This is a genomic window from Streptomyces sp. NPDC042638 (assembly GCF_040647235.1).
Taxonomy (GTDB): Bacteria; Actinomycetota; Actinomycetes; order Streptomycetales; family Streptomycetaceae; genus Streptomyces; species Streptomyces rameus.
The window spans coordinates 1-17,099 of record NZ_JBEZBT010000068.1 but is presented as its reverse complement, the minus strand read 5'-3'; the positions used below and the strand labels follow the sequence as shown (position 1 = coordinate 17,099).

Genomic DNA, 17,099 nt, shown 5'->3' with positions numbered 1-17,099 from the left:
CCCGTCGTGGCGCAGAATCGTCGGCCGAGGCCGGAAAGCTGACCGAATCGGGGTTTTGCGTAGTGCGTGTGGTGTTGTCGACGTATGGGTCGCGCGGGGATGTCGAACCGCTGGCGGGGCTCGCGGCGCGGTTGCGGGAACGCGGCGCGGAGGTACGGGTGTGCGCGCCGCCGGACGAGGACTTCGCGCGGCGGCTGGCCGATGCCGGTGTACCGCTGCTGCCGGTCGGCCCGTCGGCACGCGCGCTGACGAGTGCGGCGCCTGCGCCCTCGTCCCTGCCGCGGCGGGCGGCCGAGCTGATCGCCGGCCAGCTGGAGACGGTCACCGCGGCGGCCGAGGGATGCGACGTGCTGGTGGCGACCGGCGCACTGCCCGCCGCCGCGGGGGCGCTGTCGGTGGCGGAGAAGCTCGGCATACGCTCCGTGTCCGTGACCTTTCAGCAGCTCACCCTGCCGGCACCGCACCGCCGCCCGCTCAACTACCCGGGCCGGCCGCTCCCACCGGAGGTGACCGACAGCCGGCTGCTGTGGGACCTCGACGCCCGGAGCACCGACGCGCTGTTCGGTGAGGCGCTCAACACGAACCGGGCGTCCCTGGGCCTGCCACCCGTGGAACACGTCCGCGACTACGTCATCGGTGACCGGCCCTGGCTCGCGACGGACCCGGTCCTGGACCCGTGGCACGAGACGCCGGGCCTCGACGTCGTACAGACGGGCGCGTGGATCCTGCCCGACACGCGCCCCCTGCCGGCCGGCCTGACGGCGTTCCTCGACGCCGGCGCGCCACCGGTGTACGTCGGCTTCGGCAGCATGCCCATGCACGCGTCGCCGGACGTCGCCGAGGTCGCCGTCGAGGCGGTCCGCGCGCAGGGCCGCCGCGTGGTCGTGGCCCGTGGCTGGGCGGATCTGTCCCTGGCCGACGACCCGGCCGACTGCTTCGTCGTCGGCGAGGTCAACCAGCAGGCGCTGTTCGGCCGGGTGGCCGCCGTCGTGCACCACGGCGGCGCGGGTACGACCACCACGGCCGCCCGGGCGGGCGCGCCCCAGGTGGTGGTGCCGCAGGTGGCGGACCAGCCCTACTGGGCCGGCCGGGTGGCCGAGCTGGGCATCGGCGTGGCGCACGACGGTCCCGCGCCGACGTACGATTCCCTGTCCGCCGCTCTTCGGACGGTCCTCTCCCCCGGCGTCCGCGCGCGGGCGGCCGCCATGGCCGGCCGGGTCCGTACCGACGGGGCGTCGGTGGCGGCGCGGCTGCTGCTCGACGCCATCGGCCGGGAAGGCCGGTACGTCTCCGCGTGACCTCCTCATCTGCGCGTGGCCGACCCGGACGCGCGGGAACACACCCGGGCTCGCCGAGCCGGGGCCCGGACCACCAGACCTGCGACGCCGCAAGCGGCCCCCTCGGAGTTGATGACGTGACGTCTTCCCTGACCACCAGCGCTTTCGACCTGCCCGACCGGCTCTCCCAGAAGGCCGACCCGACGCTGATCGCGGACGACGAGAAGCACTTCGCGGCGGTCGCGGAGTGTCTTGAGCGGTCCATCGCCGAGCTGACCGACCGCCTCGACGCCGAGCGCAGGGCGCCCGGCGGCGCGGGCCGGCAGGCGATGGACCGGGACGCGGAGATCCACCGGCTGACCGCCCGGCTGCGCGCACTGCGCCGCTTCGGCCTGGACCTGTGCCTGGGACGGATGGTCGGCGCGGACAGCCTGGAGCCGGTGTACGTCGGTCGGCTCGGCCTCACGGACAGCGCGGGCCGCCGGCTGCTGGTCGACTGGCGCTCGCCCGCGGCCGAACCGTTCTTCGGAGCCACCCACGCCAACCCGATGGGTCTGGCGAGCCGCCGCAGATACCGCTGGACGGACGGCCGGATCAGCGACTACTGGGACGAGGTGTTCACCGCCGACGGGCTGGCGGGGCACGCCGCGCTCGACGACCAGTCCGCCTTCATCGCCAGCCTGGGCGGCAACCGCTCACCGCGGATGCGGGACGTGCTCGGCACCATCCAGGCCGACCAGGACGCCATCATCCGGGCGGGATCCCGCGGCGCCCTCGTCGTCGACGGCGGGCCGGGTACGGGCAAGACCGTGGTCGCCCTGCACCGCTCCGCCTATCTCCTCCACTCCGACCCCCGGCTCGGTCACCGCCGCGGCGGCGTCCTGTTCGTCGGCCCCCACCGGCCGTACCTGAGCTACGTCGCCGATGTACTTCCCAGCCTCGGCGAGGAGGGCGTCCAGACCTGCACCCTGCGCGACCTCGTCGCCGAGGGGGCCGGAGCGGCGGTCGAGGCCGACCCGCGGGTGGCCCGCCTGAAGTCGTCCGCGGAGATGGTGAAGGCGATCGAGACGGCCGTGCGGTTCTACGAGGAGCCGCCCGCCGAGGGGATGACGGTCACCACCCACTGGTCCGACATCTGGCTGAGCGCCGGCGAGTGGGCCGCGGCGTTCGAGGCGGCGGAACCCGGCACCCCGCACAACGAGGCGCGCGACCAGGTGCTGGAGGAGCTGCTCACCATCCTGGTGGACAAGCACGACGGCGACGCCTCGCCCGAACTGCTGCGCCGGTCGCTGCTGCGGAACCGGGAACTGCTCACGGCCTTCAACCGCGCCTGGCCGCTGCTGGAAGCGGCCGACCTCGTGGGAGACCTGTGGTCCGTGCCCGCCTACTTGAGGATGTGTGCTCCCTGGCTCGGGCGCGAGGACGTCCAGCGGCTGCAACGGGCCGACGCGCAGGCGTGGACGGTGTCCGATCTACCGCTCCTGGACGCGGCACGGCAGCGGCTCGGCGACCCGGAGACGGCCCGGCGCAAGCGGCGGCAGAAGGCCGTCCTCGCCGTGCAGCGCGAACGCATGGCGCAGGTCGTCGACAATCTGGTCAGGGCCGATGAGGACGGTGAAGGTCTCATGACCCAGCTTCGCCGGGAGGACTTCCAGCGGAACCTGGTCGACGAGTCCGAGCTGGCCGCCATCGAACCGGACCTGCTCGCCGGCCCGTTCGCGCACATCGTCGTGGACGAGGCGCAGGAACTGACCGACGCCGAGTGGCAGATGCTGCTGCTGCGCTGTCCGTCCCGGAGCTTCACCATCGTCGGAGACCGCGCACAGGCCAGGCACGGGTTCACGGAGTCGTGGCGGGAACGGCTCGGGCGGGTCGGGTTCGACCGGATCGACCTGGCCTCCCTGACCGTCAACTACCGGACGCCGGAGGAGATCATGGCGGAGGCCGAGCCGGTGATCCGGGCCGCCCTCCCGGACGCCAACGTACCGACGTCCATCCGCGGCAACGGCATTCCCGTGGTCCACGGACCGGCCTCGGACCTGCGCCCGGTTCTCGACACCTGGCTCGCCGAGCATGCCGACGGAATCGCCTGTGTCATCGGCGATCCCACGTTCCGGGCGACGCCCCGCGTCCGGTCACTGCCCCCGGAGCTGGCGAAGGGACTCGAATTCGACCTGGTCGTCCTCGTCGACCCGGAGGAGTTCGGCGAAGGGGTCGAGGGCGCGGTGGACCGGTACGTCGCGATGACGCGTGCGACCCAGCGACTGGTCGTCCTCCGCCACTCCTGACCCCCGGCCCGGTGACCCCCGGCCGGGGGTCACCGGGCCGTGCCCGTCTCAGGACGTGCAGGTGGGTACGCCGTCCAGCCAGGCCGGGCCCTGGATGTAGATGTTGGTGACCCAGGCGCGGTAGTCGGGCAGGTAGGACCAGGCGTCGTTGGTGTAGCCCTCGGCGGTGACGACCTCGGCATGCTGCTGGCAGGCCACCCGGACGGTCGTCGGGCCGGGGAAGGCGTAGACGCGCGCGGCCCGGGTGGAAGGCTGGGCCTTGGTCCACACGCCGGTGCCCCAGGTGCGCAGGACGGGGCCGGTGACGGTGCCGGTGTTCACACGGACGGCGCCGAAGTAGTCCCCGCCCAGGCGGACGTCACTGACCATCAGCTTGGTGCCGGACTGCCGGGCCTCCACCATCCGGCCCGCGCCGAGGTAGATGGCGATGTGGTGCAGGTCCGCGGAGGTGCCGTAGGCGAGCAGGTCGCCGGGACGCAGCGGGGCGAGGCCGTCGGCCGCGGTGAAGCGGCCGGCGGTGCGGTGGGTGTAGTACTGGGCGCTCGCGTCGCCGTTGAGGATGTCGGCGCCGGTGGCCTGGGCGTAGGCATGGCGGACCAGGCCGGAGCAGTCGAAGCCGAGGCGTTCGGGGTCGTGTTCGCTGGCGGGGTCGCTCGGGTCCACCTTGCCGTAGGTGGGGCCGGGCTGTGGACCGTGGCCACCGCCCCAGGTGTACCAGACGCCGGCCGCGACCTGTTGGCAGGCGGCCTCGACGGCCCGTTCGGCCGCCGCCGTGGCGCCCGGGGCGAGGACGCCGCAGCCGCCGTCCGCCGCCTCGGCCGGCCGGGTGAGCGGATCGGCGGCGGTCGCCGACGTCGTGAGGAGCAGAGCGGTCAGCAGGCCGATGAGTGTGCCGATGGCACCGGTTCGCCGGAGCATACCGGGACCCCCGTTTCTTGGATCGGTCGTCCGGAGGAGAAGGTGAGGGGTGGTGCGGTGCCCAGCCTGCCGGGACGCGGCGCGCCCGTCCCCGATGCCGCGGGGCCCTGTGCGGACGGGCAACGGGAAACACCCGGGAAACCCCGGCCGAGCAGGGCTGTTGCTCAGCGCGCCGGACACGTCGGCGCGCCGGGGGCGGGTTCGCCGGGGAACAGGGACCGGCGTGTCGCCGGGTCCATGTCCCGGTCCAGGCGGCAGATCCCGGCCAGCCGTGCCCCGGCGTCCAGGTTCCACAGCCGTACCGTGCCGTCGTTGCTGCTGCTCGCCACCGTCAGCCCGTCGGGTGCGAAGGCCACGCCCCACACCGCGTTGGTGTGCCCCGTGAGCGTGGCCCACGGCCGCCGTCCGGGCACGTCCCAGAGCCGTACCGTGCGGTCGTTGCCGCTGCTGGCGAGCAGCCGCCCGTCCGGGGAGAAGGCGAGGCCGCGCACCGAGCCGGCGTGGCCCGTCAGCGAGACGAGGAGCCGGTGCCGTGCCGCGTCCCACAGACGTACGGTGCCGTCGTTGCCGCAACTGGCCAGCGTGCGGCCGTCGGGGCCGAAGGCGACGCCCCGGACCGCGCCGGTGTGGCCGGTCAGCGTGGCGGTCTGACGGCGTGTGCGCACGTCCCACATCCGCACCGTCAGATCGTCTCCGGCACTGGCCAGTGTGTGCCCGTCGGGGCTGACGGCGACATCGTTGACGAAGTCGGTGTGGCCGGTGAGGACGGCGAGCGGGCGACGGCCGGGGACGTCCCACAGGCGCAGGGTGCGGTCGGCGCCCGCGGAGGCGAGCGTACGGCCGTCCGGGGCGAACGCCAGGGCGAACACGGCTCCGCGGTGTCCGTGCAGCACGGCGCGCGGGCGGCGGGCGGCCACGTCCCACAGGACGACCGTGCCGTCGGAGCCTGCGGCGGCGACGGTGGTGCCGTCCGGCGCGAACGCCACGGTGGTGACGCTTCCGCGCGTGCCCGTCAGTGTGGTGGGCCCGCCACGGCGCCGGTCCGGGTCCCACAGCCGTACGCTGTGGTCGGCGTCGGCCGTGGCCAGCATCCGTCCGTCGGGTCGGTAGGCGACCCCTGACACCTCCGTGAAGGGGCGTGCGGCCAGTACCCGGCCGCGCAGGTCCCACAGGACCACGGACTGGTCGAAGCCGCCGGTGGCGAGCAGGGTGCCGGTGGCGTCGACCGCCACGGACATCACGTAGTCGGTGTGGCCGGTGAGGGTCGTGACGAGCCGTCCGCTGCGGACGTCCCAGAGCCTGGTCGTGCTGTCGCCGCTCGCGCTGATCACGGTGGTGCCGTCGGGGGTGTAGGCCACAGCGTTCACGTCGTCGCTGTGCCCGGTCAGCGTCGCCGTGGCCCGGCGGCGGGCGACGTCCCACAGCCGTACGGTCCGGTCCACTCCCCCGCTGGCCAGGCCGCGGCCGTCGGGGCTGAACGCCAGGCCGAGCACCTCGTCGGTGTGACCGCGCAGGACGGCCAGTCCTTCGGCCCGGCGGGGGTCCCACAGCCGTACGGTCCGGTCCGCGCCGGCCGAGGCGAGCATCCGCCCGTCCGGGGCGAACGCGAGCGCGTCGACCTGGCCGGAGTGCCCGGTGAGCCGGGCCACCCGCCGGGGGGTGGCCGCGGCCGTGTCCCAGAGCTGGACGGCTCCGTCGGCGGCGGCGACGGCGAGTGTGCGGCCGCGGGGGGCGAAGGCGACCGCGCGGGCCGCGCCGGTCTCCGCCGGCAGGAGGGTGGCGCGTGCGGAGCGGCCCGGGGACCACAGCCGCACCGGCCCGGCGGTCGCCGTGACGGCGAGGGTACGGCCGTCCGGGCTGTAGGCGATGGAGCGGATCCGGCCCGGGACGCCGAGCGTCGCGGTCGTGCGGTGGTCGGTCAGGCGCCGCAGGCGGACCGTGCCGTCGGAGCTGCCGGTCGCCAGCAGCCGGCCGCCCGGCGCGAAGGCGACCGTGTTGACCGGGCCGCGGTGCCCGCCGAGCCGTGCCGAGATGGGCTCGGCCTGGGTGCTCAGCAGGGCTCCGCGGGCCGTGGCGGTCGGTTCGGTGCGGTAGGCCTCCGCGGCGAGCAGCATGGATGCCTCCGGGCGGCCCCCGGCCAGCAGGGTGGACCGGACGGCGAGGGCCTGGGAGCGGGCCAGGCGCTCCTGGAGGAGTGCGTCGGCCCGCTGGCGGTAGGCGAGTGCGCCGGCGGCCAGGGCGCAGCCGAGCAGGGTGACGAGGGTGGCCAGCATCGCCTGCCGCAGCCGTGCCTGACGCCGTGCCTGGCGCCGCCGGGCCTCCTCCTCGGCCTGGCCGGCGTGCAGGAACGCCTGTTCGGCGGGACCGAGCGGGCCGAGGCCGTCCCGTTCCGCGACCCAGGACCGTACGGTGTCCAGGCGGGTGCCGCGGTACAGCGCGGACGGGTCGCGGCCCTCGCGCTCCCACTGGGCCGCGGCGTGGGCGAGCTGCTGACGGACGAGGAGGCCGGTCCGGTCGGCGCTGATCCAGCTCCGGAGCCGGGGCCAGCTGTGCAGCAGCGCCTCGTGCGTGATCTCGACGCTGTCGCTGTCGACGGTGACGAGCCGGGCGCGGACGAACACGTCGAGCGCGGTCTCGGCGCCCTCCGCGCCGGCCAGCTGCGTCATGAGCGTGGTACGGCCGACCCGGCGCCGGGTGGCGCCGGTGCCGTCGGAGACCTGCACGAGCCGGGACAGGATGCGCCGGATGGTCTGCTGCTCGGCGGGATACAGCTGGGCGAACGCGTCCTCGGCCGTGCGTGCTACGGCTCCCTGGATGCCGCCGGTGCTCTCGTACCCGGCGACGGTCAGTGTGTCCGCCTCGCGGTGGCGCCAGGTGGCCAGCAGCGCGTGGGAGACCAGCGGGAGCGCGCCAGAGGGGACGCCCCGGGTGCCCGGTTCGCCGGTCAGCCCGGCGTCCCGCAACAGCACGGGGATCAGGCCGGGTTCGAGGGTGACACCGGCGAGTTCGGCGGGACGGGTGATGGACTCGCACAGCTCGGCCGTGGTCATCGGCGGCAGTACGTGCAGGCCGTCGGTGAAGGCGGGGGCGAGGTCGGGGAGTTCGAGGCAGCGGCCGGAGAAGTCGGCGCGTACGCCGAGGACGACGACCGCGGGGTCGTACCCGGGGGACGGCGGTGGTGCGGCCAGGGTGCCCAGCACGCGGGCGAAGGCGTGTCGTTCGGTGTCGTCGGAACAGTGGGTGAAGAGTTCCTCGAACTGGTCGACGAGCAGGACGAGTCGGGGCGGTGGTGGTGGCCTGCGCCCGGCCGGGCTCGCGTCCGCGCGGGTCCGGACGGCGGTCAGCAGGGCCTCCGGCCGCGCGTTCAGCTGGGCGGCGGTGAGGACCAGGTCGCCGCCGAGGGCCTTGCCGGTGCGTTCGAGCAGCTCTTCCAGCGGGTGGGCGGTGGGGGTGAGGGTGACGACCGGCCAGCGGTCGGCGCCGGCCATCGGGAAGCCGCCGGGCCGCCGGAGTGCGGGGACGAGACCGGCGTTGAGGAGGGACGACTTGCCCGCGCCGGAGGGGGCGACGAGCAGCAGCGGCCCATGGCCGACTCTGCCGAAGACCCGCTCCACGAGCGCCTCGGTGGCCCGCTCCCGGCCGAAGAACCGGGCGGCGTCCTGCGTGGTGTACGCCGACAGGCCCGGGTAGGGGCAGGCGGGGCCGGTGACATCGTTGCCGTCGGCGGGCCGGGCCGGGCGCGGCGCCGTGACCAGGCGCAGCAGCTCCCCCTCGGCGCACAGGATCCGGTCGCAGCGGCGGGCGACGTCGGGGGTCGCGCGCTTCGCACCGGTCTCGATCTTGCTCAGGTACCCCTTGCTGTAGTGGGTCTGTCTGGCCAGGTCGGCGAGCGACAGACCGCGCTGCTGCCTCAGTCGTCGTAGCTGTGCGGGGAAGGCCGGTGTGGTCGGCACCGTCCCGTCCCCGTCGTTCTCGTTCCGGTTGCCGGTGTCGGCTCCCTGTTGCGGCTCCCCCAAGGCGTCCCCCATGGCAAGCGTGCCCGGGCCGTGAGACGGCGGGAGCCCAGGCTACTGCGGGGGTAGGACAGGTGGCCCAGCCATGCGTACACAGTGGCCGAAAACGAGCTTCCGGAACCGCGGTCGCGGTTCCGGAAGCTCTCCCCCGTGTGACCCTCAGTCAGGCAGGCCGAGTGTCATGGCCGGTTGAGGGTGATGGAGTTGATCGGCGTGAGGTCGGCGTACACGCCGGTGCCCTCGGCGATCGGGGCGCCGCAGCCGGCGCCGTTGTAGCCGGTGCACAGGCTCGCGGTCGCGCCGCCGTACTGGTTGTTGAGGACCCAGTGACGGCCGACCTGGTTGCTGAGGTTGTGCGGACCGTAGCTGTAGAGGACCAGGCTCGGCGACTGGGCCGGGTTCTGGTTCTGCGGGTAGACACAGACCGCTCCGTCCGGGCAGCCGGCCCACGGGTCGGCCGCCGGCTTGGCGTGGGCCACACCGCTCATCGCCGTCACCGCGGCCGCCGCGGTCGCGAACGCGGCGGCGGCGCGCATCGTCTTGCGCATGGGTTCCCCCTTGCAGTTCTCCTGCGTCGTCGCAGGTCGTGCTTGGCGTTGACGGCATCAGCGTCCCCGCCGCGCCCGACCGGCGTCGACGGGTTTCCCGTCGCCCATACCCTCCGCCCCCGGGAAACCGCGCCTGACCAGCGGGGCGGGAAGGGGTGGGCAACCGGGTGGCCCCGGCGGAGCTGGTCGGTCCCGTCGCGGAAGCCGACCGGAGGTGTGCCGCCGCGTACCGTCCGGGGAGCAGCAACGGCCCGATCGGTTCCGGGCCGCCGTCTCGCCGAACGGTCCTCGGGGGCAGGGCGATGCCGGCCGGTGCGGTGTGGGCGACGGCGTCGCGTTCCGCGGCGAGACCGCCACGGTATGGAGGTCGCGGAACGGCACGTCTTCGGCGGGGCGGCCGTCGCCGCCGGTACCGGTCGCCCGTGACGGCGTGACGGCCTCCGCGGTCGTCCGAAGGATCACCGGGATCCTGTGGCCCGGTCTGGCCAGGTGAGTAGGAAAACTCATGACACCCACCGGGCCGCGGGCGAGGATCGGGGCATGACGACGCTGAGGAAGACGAGAGTCCGGCTCGGGATGCTGCCGTTGGCGGTGCTGGTCCTGCTGGCAGCGGGGTGCGGAACGCAGCGGGCAGGGGATACCGCCGATGGGTCCCGGGGCTCCCGTCCCACACCGACCGGTATATCGACGCCGAGTACACCGACTGACTTCCCCTGCCCCGGCGAGAGCGCCGAGCCGACGGCGCCCCCGGCCGCCACCACCCCCGGCTCAGCCGTGCCGCCGACCGACCACTACGCCGAGAACCACGGCTTCGAAGTTCCCCTCCCCCTCCACGGCCAGAGCCGCTGCGACGGACTCACCGCCGTCGGACGCATCAAGAGCGCCCTCGAACCGCTGCGCCGGCGCGGTGACTTCGCCCCGGACAGGGTCCGCGACGCGCTCACCGGCCTCGGCTACTCCGCCGGGAAGGTGCAGGCCTACCAGGACGGGTCCGCCGGGGTCGGCTTCCTCATCGACATCGGCGCCTCTCCCTGGTGTGTGGAGGGCACCATGAGCAGTGACTCCACTCAGGCGGACGCCTTCGGCGGCTACCCCGACGGCACCGACTGCCAGCCCCCGAGCGGAGGCCACTGACCAGCATTCCCCGCCGTCCGCCGTGGACCGCTGCATTCGACTACGGGTGGTAGATCTCCTGCATGGCGGTGATCCGGCTCTGGCCGTCGACCCGGTAGTAGAAGTACGGGCTGTTGCCGAGCTTGTGGTTCACCAGCCACTTCGGGGCGACCGTCATGGTGGTGGTGTCCTTGAGGACCTTGACGGAGGCGCCTGACGCGAAGGCGAGCGACTTGGCCGCTCCGCTCGGGGTGTAGACGACGTCCTCGTCGTTCTCCGTGTTCACCTTGCACGTCTCCGGCGTGACGCGCACGACGGTCTTGCCCCGGACGTTCTTGGCGGACTCCAGCTTGAAGAAGTGCTTGTACCCCGCGGGCAGGAGGCACGGCTTCCAGGCAGCCCCTGTGGCCCTGGCCGAACCGGCGTTGGCGGACACGGCCGTGCTCGCCGCCGCGGTCGGGCTGGCGCTGGACGGGCCGCCCGCGGTGACGAGGAGCGCGGCGGCGGAGGCCGCGACGACGGCGCCGGAGACGTAACGGTGGTTCATGAACATCCTCTGTTTCGAAGGTCTTTCGAACGTCTGCTGACACCGAGGGAGAGCGCGGACCACAGAGGGGGGTTTCACCGATCGCCGTCTGTTACGGGACAGCGACAACCGCCACCCGGCGGTGACGATGGCCGGCCAGGCGCTCCCGGCGCAGAGCGCGCTGCCGCCCGCCCCGAAGCGGACGGCGCGCCCCCGCGTATCCCCGATTCGTCCCTGCCGGACAGAGGTGTGTGTCATCGTGAGGTGTCCGGCCCGCCGCTCTCCCCCGTAGCGGCGGGCCGGACGTCACCGCCTGCCCTGCCAGGGACGCGCGGGTCAGCTGATGCCGAGCCGGCTGAGCGTGGTGGTCCAGTCGGTGCCGATGGCCGGCTGGGCGGCCTTCCGGGTGGGACGAGGCCGCCACGCCCGGACCGTACGGCGGGTCCGGCAGGCGGATCAGCGCAGTCCGGCGAAGAGATCGTTCTCGGGGACGGCCGCGCCGGTGGTGTCCCGGACACGCACGAAGGTCTCCATGCCCATCAACTCGCCGAACCGCTCCTTGCCCATCTTGAGGAAGAAGATGTTCTCGCCCTGACTGGCGTGCGCGGCCAGCGCGTCGAACTTCTGACCGCTGAACGCGGTGGTGTCCACCCACGTGGTGATCTCATCGTCCGGAAGGCCGATCTCGGCCAGCGCGGCGGCCTCGGCAGGATCCGGCTCCGGCATGTCCTCATGGAACTCGCGCATGATCTCACCGAACCGCTGCATCATCGAGCGGGGCATCGTCGTCCAGTACACCTTCGGTGTCAGCGCGGTCATCTCCAGCGCCGCCATCGTGATGCGGTGGGCCTGGATGTGGTCGGGGTGGCCGTAGAAGCCGTTCTCGTCGTAGGTGACGACCACATCGGGTCGGTAGTGCAGCATGAGTCCCGCGAGCCGGGCGGCGCCTTCCTCCACGGGGGTCTTCCAGAAGGATCCGGGGGCGTCGTTGCTCGGCCAGCCCATCATCCCGGAGTCCGCGTAGTCCAGTATCTCCAGATCGCTGACCTTCAGGACGCCACAGCTGGCCTCCAGTTCCTGTCGGCGCATGAGGGCCACGGCCGCCGGATCGTGCCCGGGATCGCCCGGCTTGACACCTCCCGGTCCGTCACCGCATGCGCCGTCGGTACAGGTCACGAGCACCGTGCGGATGCCCTCCGCCGCGTACCGGGCGAGGACTCCTCCGGTTCCGGTGGCCTCGTCGTCGGGGTGGGCGTGCACTGCCATGAGCGTCAAGGGCCGGTCAGTCATAAAACGTCCTCCTGCAGAAATACGCCTCGGTCCGGGTGCGCGGCGGGCGTACCGCGGACCCGGGGGCCCGGAGCGTCTGGCGCCGGTCCCTCGGTCATGCAACGGTGCCGACCGGACCAGGTGTTCCCGGCACGCAGGAATACCTCGACACATCCCGCCGGCCTGGACGAGTCCTCATCTCTGACGGCTGTTAGCGTCCTCCCACGTGAACGACGGCGTGTACGTGGGCAACGCGGGCAAGGATGCGGCGCTGGACCGGGGTTGGCTCCTGGGGCACTTCAAGGACATCGGCGACCCGCGTCACAGCGAGGCTGTGGAGATCAAATGGGGCGTCCATCCCCGCGGTGATGAGCGTCTGCGGTGGGTGAAGGGGGAGGAACGAACAGCTCTCCTGGTTCTCATCAGCGGGCGCTTCCGCGTGGAGCTTCCGGGGCGGAGCGTTCTTCTCCGGCAGCAGGGTGACTACGTCGTCTGGGGGCGCGGAGTCGATCACTCATGGTTCGCAGAGGACGAGTCGGTGGTGCTGACCGTCCGGTGGCCGTCCGTGCCCGGCTACGCGGTGACGGAGCACGATCAGGTGCGCGCGCAGACCTGCCCATGACCCTGATCCGTCGACGTGTGCCAAGCCGCGACCGACCGCGCTTCGAGGCCGGCCTCGTACTGGCTCCGGGTCCGCCAGCGGCGCGGCCGAACGGCCGAACGTGCTCGCGTCCTTCGCCCGTCGGGCCCGCTGCGCCGTCAGACTTGACGGACCGTGGCATCCGAGCGCGCCCGAAGGGAAACCGTCCGCCCATGCAGATCGACCTGTCAGGACGCACCGCACTGGTGACCGGCTCGACCCAGGGCATCGGCGCGGCGGTCGCCGTGGCCCTCGCCCGGGCCGGGGCCCGCGTGGGGGTCAACGGCCGCGACGAGCGGCGGGTGGCCGAAAGCATCGCGTCGCTGGCGGTTCAGGCTCCCGGCGCCGAGCTGGTGCCGGTGGCGGCCGATGTGTCCGGTGACGAGGGCGCGGCCCGGGTGGCGGAGCTGCTGCCGCAGGTGGACATCCTCGTGAACAACCTCGGAGTGTTCGGCGCCGCCGACCCGCTGGAGATCACCGACGCGGAGTGGCGGCGCTACTTCGAGGTGAACGTCCTCGCCGCCGTACGGCTCACCCGGCTGTATCTGCCGGGCATGACGGAGCGCGGCTGGGGGCGGATCCAGTACGTCGCCAGCGACTCGGCGGTCGCCATCCCCGCCGAGATGATCCATTACGGAATGTCGAAGACGGCGCTGCTGGCGGTGAGCCGCGGCTTCGCGAAAAAGGCGGCGGGCACGGGCGTGACGGTCAACTCCGTCATCGCGGGGCCGACGCACACGGCGGGCGTCGAGGACTTCGTATACGAACTCGTGGACCGGGATCTGCCCTGGGACGAGGCACAGCGCACGTTCATGCGCGAGCACCGCCCGCAGTCCCTGCTCCAGCGGCTGATCGAGCCGGAGGAGATCGCCCACATGGTGGTCTACCTCAGCTCCGAGCAGGCGTCGGCCACGACCGGCGGAGCTCTGCGTGTCGACGGCGGATACATCGACTCCATTCTCCCTTGACGGGATACGGACCCCGGAGGTTGCCCGAACGGTCAACGGAAGCGCTTTCCCGTGACCGATCTCACGACTGACCGTGCCCGGTTCCCTTCTTTTACCGGCCGGTAAATCAAAGGACCACAAAAGGACTTCTCGGCGGACAGTCCCGACAGTAGGCAAGGGACGTCACATGGAGGGCAGTTGACAACGTTGACCTAGACAGATAGCGTCTCTAACTGCTATGAGCATATAATCTTTGGTTTTGCGACTCGACCAGTAAAGCCCGGCACTCGATCAGCAAAGCCGCGGGCGCCCCGGATAATCTCAGCCAGCAATTGGCCGAAACCGTTCGGTCCATGGGTTTTCGGGACGCGTCGCGGTCGTACCAGCGGTAAGTACCGGTACGCCAATGCGGAGTAGCATTGGGGTCCGGCCGCGGTACGCGGCAAAAACGGGAGACCAGAGGATGCGACGCCCCTCGCCCCACGCGGGAAGGGACCACGCCGACAGGGACGCGCACACTGCGCCGCCGGTCAGGAGCCGTCCGCCAGAGCCCCGACCGTCTCGGCGCGCCGCCTTTGCGACGACACCGTCACCCTCGCAGACTTTTCCCGCACCGTCCCACGAGCCCGGCTCGGCACACGGAAACAGGGCATGATCCGGCTCGAAAAAGAGAATCCTGGGGGGATTTACGATGCACCTTTTCGGCCGTTCACGAGAACTTCATGCACTGGCTGAGTCATTCTCCGACAGCGCCCGGGGAAACGGCCGGCTCGTGATCATCACCGGGGGCCCCGGATCCGGAAAGACCCAGCTGGTCCATGAATTCCTGACCACGCTGAACGGCACCGACGCGCGCATACTGACCGGTACGACCTCTTCGGCGGAACGAGATCAGCCGCTGAGCCTGGTGCGGCAATTACTGCACAACGCCGAAGCGGAGTGCGCGATATCACACCGGATGCTCCCGGCAGTGAACTCCGCGGCGGGAAACCGCCGCCCCTGGGACCCCGGGCCCGATACCCTGCCCGAGCCCCCCGGGGAGGGGGCGGCCGAGGCACTCCTGCACCTCGGCCACGACGAACGTCCCCTGGTCATCGCCGTGGACGACGCCCACGCCATGGACCCCGCCTCCCTCCGGACGATCGTCCACCTGCTGCGCCGCAGCCGCTCCCGGCGGGTGCTCGTGGTCTGCGCGACGTCAGGCCATTTCGGCGAGATACGTTCGGCCGCGCACACCGAACTCCTGCGCCAGCCGCACCGCCGGGTACGCCTGGCCCCGCTGTCGGAGGCGAGCGTCGGCGAACTGCTCGCCGCGCAGGCCGGACGAGCCCTGCCGGACAGCGTCCGCAGCGCCTACCACCGGGCCACCGCGGGCAGTCCCCTCCTCGTGCACGCCCTGCTGGACGACAGCACGGGCTTCGGCCCCGACATCGGCCGGCCCGTCGCGGGCGCCGCCTACCGCCAGGCCGTGCTGTCGTTGCTGCACCGCGGCGAGGCGGCCCATGCCCGGGTGGCCCAGGCCCTGGCCGCGCTCGGCACCCTCGCCGAGGCCGTTCCCGTCGGGGAGCTGGCCGGCACCACACCCGTCGGCACCCAGGAAGCCGTCGACACCCTCAACTCCGCCGGTCTGCTGGACGGTTGCGCCTTCCGGCACCCGACCGCCGCAGCGGCCGTCCTGGAGGACATGGACGCCGCCGCGCGCACGGAACTGCACGGCCGGATCGCCGAGACGCTGTATCGTTCCGGCGCGCCCGCCGACGAGGTGGCACACCACCTCTCCGCCGCGGCCCTCGTCCCGCCGCGATGGGGCGCGGGAATCCTGCGCGCCGCCGCGGAACAGGCGCTGGCGGCGGACGAGGTGGAACGCTGTGCCGACTATCTCGGCCTGGTCCTGCGCGACTGCACCGACGAGCGTGAACGCCACGCCCTGTCGGCCGCCCTGGCGCGCGCCCAGTGGCGCACCAACCCGGCGGCGGCCGGCCCTCATCTGGAACCCCTGCGCGAGACGGCGCTGGACGGCGGCCTGAGCATGCGGGACACCGCCACCGTCCTGCGGTACCTGCTCTGGCAGGGCGACACCGAGCTGGCCGCCCAGGGCGTGGCCACGCTGGTGCACGCCCAGTCGCCCGCGGACGCGCAGATCATCGCCGAGGTGGAGTTCGTACGGCAGTGGTTCTACGGCGTCGCGCTCCCCGGCAAGGGCGCGCCGGTCGCCGGCCTCGACCCCCGCCGCCGCCATGTGCGCGCCGACGCCGGCGGACTGGCCTCGCGGGTCGCGGCGCTCGTCGGCGGCGAGGCCACCGACGAGTCCGCGGCGGCCGTCGCGCAGGCCCTCCAGGGACACCGGCTGGACCACCTGAACCTGGAGCTGGTCGCGATGTCCCTGCTGGCGATCGCCCACGCGGACCGGCCCGCCGTCGCGGCCGAGGCGTGCGACGCGCTGCTGGAGTGCGCCGTGGAACGCCGGGCGACGACGTGGCAGGCCGTGCTCGGCTCCATCCGGGCGGAGATCGCCCTGCTGCAGGGGGATGTGAGCACCGCGGCGCAGGGCGCTCTCGCCGCGCTCGGTACCCTGCGCGCCCAGAGCTGGGGGGTTCTCATCGGCCTGCCGCTGTCGACGGCGATCTCCGCGCTCACCGCCCTGGGCTCCTACGCCGAGGCCGAGGAACTGCTCAAACACGACGTGCCCGAGCCGATGTTCCGCACCGTCTTCGGCATCCAGTACCTGCGGGCCCGCGGTCACCACTACCTCGCCACCGACCGGCCCTTCGCGGCTCTGGGCGACTTCGAGACCTGCGGGCGGCTGCTCCGGGAGGGCAACCCCAGCCTGCAGAAGGGCATCCCCTGGCGGTCCGACCTGGCCCTGGCCAACCTGCGGATCGGCAAGGCCCGCACGGCCCGGGAGTGGGCCGAGGAACAACTGCGGCTGCCCGGCGGCCACAGTTCCCGCGCCCGGGCCATGGCACTGCGCCTGCTGGCCGCGACCTGCAAGCCGCACCGCCGGGCCTCGCTGCTGCGCGAGTCCATCGACCTGCTCAAGACGTGCGGGGACCGGTACGCGCTGGCCCAGGCGTACGCCGACCTGTCCGCGGCGCACTACGAACTGGGCGAGTACGCCCGCGCCCGGCTGGTGGCGCGGCAGGCGGCACGGGAGGCCGAGGTCTGCCGGATCGAGTCGCCGGTCGACGCACACCTGCTGGAGGACCCGGCACGCCCGGAGACCGCCGAGTCCGAGGGCGGCCCCGCCATCCTCAGCGACGCGGAGTGCCGGGTCGCGGGTCTGGCCGCGCTCGGGTACACCAACCGGGAGATCAGCTCCCGCCTGCACGTCACGATCAGCACGGTGGAGCAGCATCTCACCCGGGTCTACCGCAAGCTCAACGTGGCCAGCCGTTCGGAGCTGCCGTCGAAGATGCTGGAGCACCGCATCCCGAAGCTGTCGGACCGCTGGTCCGGCACCCACTCGTCGGCCGGCTGAGCGGCCGGGCCGCCACGCCGTCCACGCCGGCCCGCTTCTCCCCACTGAGCCACCTCACCCCGCGCGGCCCCGCCGGTGACCC

General features: G+C 72.8%; 11 protein-coding genes. 6 read left to right on the top strand and 5 right to left on the bottom strand.

Annotated elements, in window-relative coordinates; genetic code table 11:
• Positions 1-68: 68 nt before the first annotated feature.
• Together AB0B40_RS33900 and helR are read left to right on the top strand one after the other, a co-directional pair.
• On the top strand, positions 69-1,298 hold the full coding sequence (locus AB0B40_RS33900) for a glycosyltransferase (RefSeq protein ID WP_345046584.1): 1,230 nt from the start codon (positions 69-71) through the stop codon (positions 1,296-1,298).
• A 116-nt stretch (positions 1,299-1,414) separates the two neighbouring features.
• Positions 1,415-3,565, top strand: a complete 2,151-nt coding sequence (gene helR, locus AB0B40_RS33895; protein ID WP_362267346.1) for an RNA polymerase recycling motor ATPase HelR — start codon at positions 1,415-1,417, stop codon at positions 3,563-3,565.
• Between the two features lie 48 nt (positions 3,566-3,613).
• Here the strand turns inward: helR and AB0B40_RS33890 are convergent, their stop codons facing one another.
• The 3 genes from AB0B40_RS33890 to AB0B40_RS33880 all read right to left on the bottom strand — a co-directional run bounded on the left by AB0B40_RS33890 (position 3,614) and on the right by AB0B40_RS33880 (position 9,044).
• Positions 3,614-4,483, bottom strand: a complete 870-nt coding sequence (locus AB0B40_RS33890) for an NlpC/P60 family protein (protein ID WP_345046587.1) — start codon at positions 4,481-4,483, stop codon at positions 3,614-3,616.
• Between the two features lie 164 nt (positions 4,484-4,647).
• On the bottom strand, positions 4,648-8,499 hold the full coding sequence (locus tag AB0B40_RS33885; protein ID WP_362267344.1) for a helix-turn-helix domain-containing protein: 3,852 nt from the start codon (positions 8,497-8,499) through the stop codon (positions 4,648-4,650).
• A 176-nt stretch (positions 8,500-8,675) separates the two neighbouring features.
• Entirely contained in the window at positions 8,676-9,044 is a 369-nt protein-coding gene (locus tag AB0B40_RS33880; protein ID WP_345046589.1) for a hypothetical protein, read from the bottom strand.
• A 774-nt stretch (positions 9,045-9,818) separates the two neighbouring features.
• On the opposite strand from AB0B40_RS33880, the gene AB0B40_RS33875 reads away from it, so the two are divergent.
• The gene (locus AB0B40_RS33875; protein ID WP_345046591.1) at positions 9,819-10,178 is read left to right on the top strand and encodes a hypothetical protein; all 360 of its coding nucleotides are present in this window, start codon (positions 9,819-9,821) and stop codon (positions 10,176-10,178) included.
• A gap of 40 nt (positions 10,179-10,218) precedes the next feature.
• On the opposite strand, the gene AB0B40_RS33870 is transcribed toward AB0B40_RS33875, so the two are convergent.
• Positions 10,219-10,704 carry a hypothetical protein gene (locus AB0B40_RS33870; RefSeq protein WP_345046592.1) on the bottom strand — a complete coding sequence of 162 codons (486 nt, stop codon included), beginning with the start codon at positions 10,702-10,704 and terminating at the stop codon, positions 10,219-10,221.
• Between the two features lie 435 nt (positions 10,705-11,139).
• Positions 11,140-11,973, bottom strand: a complete 834-nt coding sequence (locus tag AB0B40_RS33865; protein ID WP_345046594.1) for a PIG-L family deacetylase — start codon at positions 11,971-11,973, stop codon at positions 11,140-11,142.
• Positions 11,974-12,178: 205 nt separating this feature from the next.
• On the opposite strand from AB0B40_RS33865, the gene AB0B40_RS33860 reads away from it, so the two are divergent.
• The 3 genes from AB0B40_RS33860 (at position 12,179) to AB0B40_RS33850 (ending at position 17,017) form a co-directional block, all read left to right on the top strand.
• Positions 12,179-12,574, top strand: coding sequence for a signal peptidase I (locus tag AB0B40_RS33860; protein WP_362267342.1), 396 nt, complete (start codon positions 12,179-12,181; stop codon positions 12,572-12,574).
• A 191-nt stretch (positions 12,575-12,765) separates the two neighbouring features.
• Positions 12,766-13,560 carry an SDR family oxidoreductase gene (locus tag AB0B40_RS33855; RefSeq protein ID WP_362267340.1) on the top strand — a complete coding sequence of 265 codons (795 nt, stop codon included), beginning with the start codon at positions 12,766-12,768 and terminating at the stop codon, positions 13,558-13,560.
• A gap of 670 nt (positions 13,561-14,230) precedes the next feature.
• The gene (locus AB0B40_RS33850) at positions 14,231-17,017 is read left to right on the top strand and encodes an AAA family ATPase (protein ID WP_345046597.1); all 2,787 of its coding nucleotides are present in this window, start codon (positions 14,231-14,233) and stop codon (positions 17,015-17,017) included.
• Positions 17,018-17,099 lie beyond the last annotated feature (82 nt).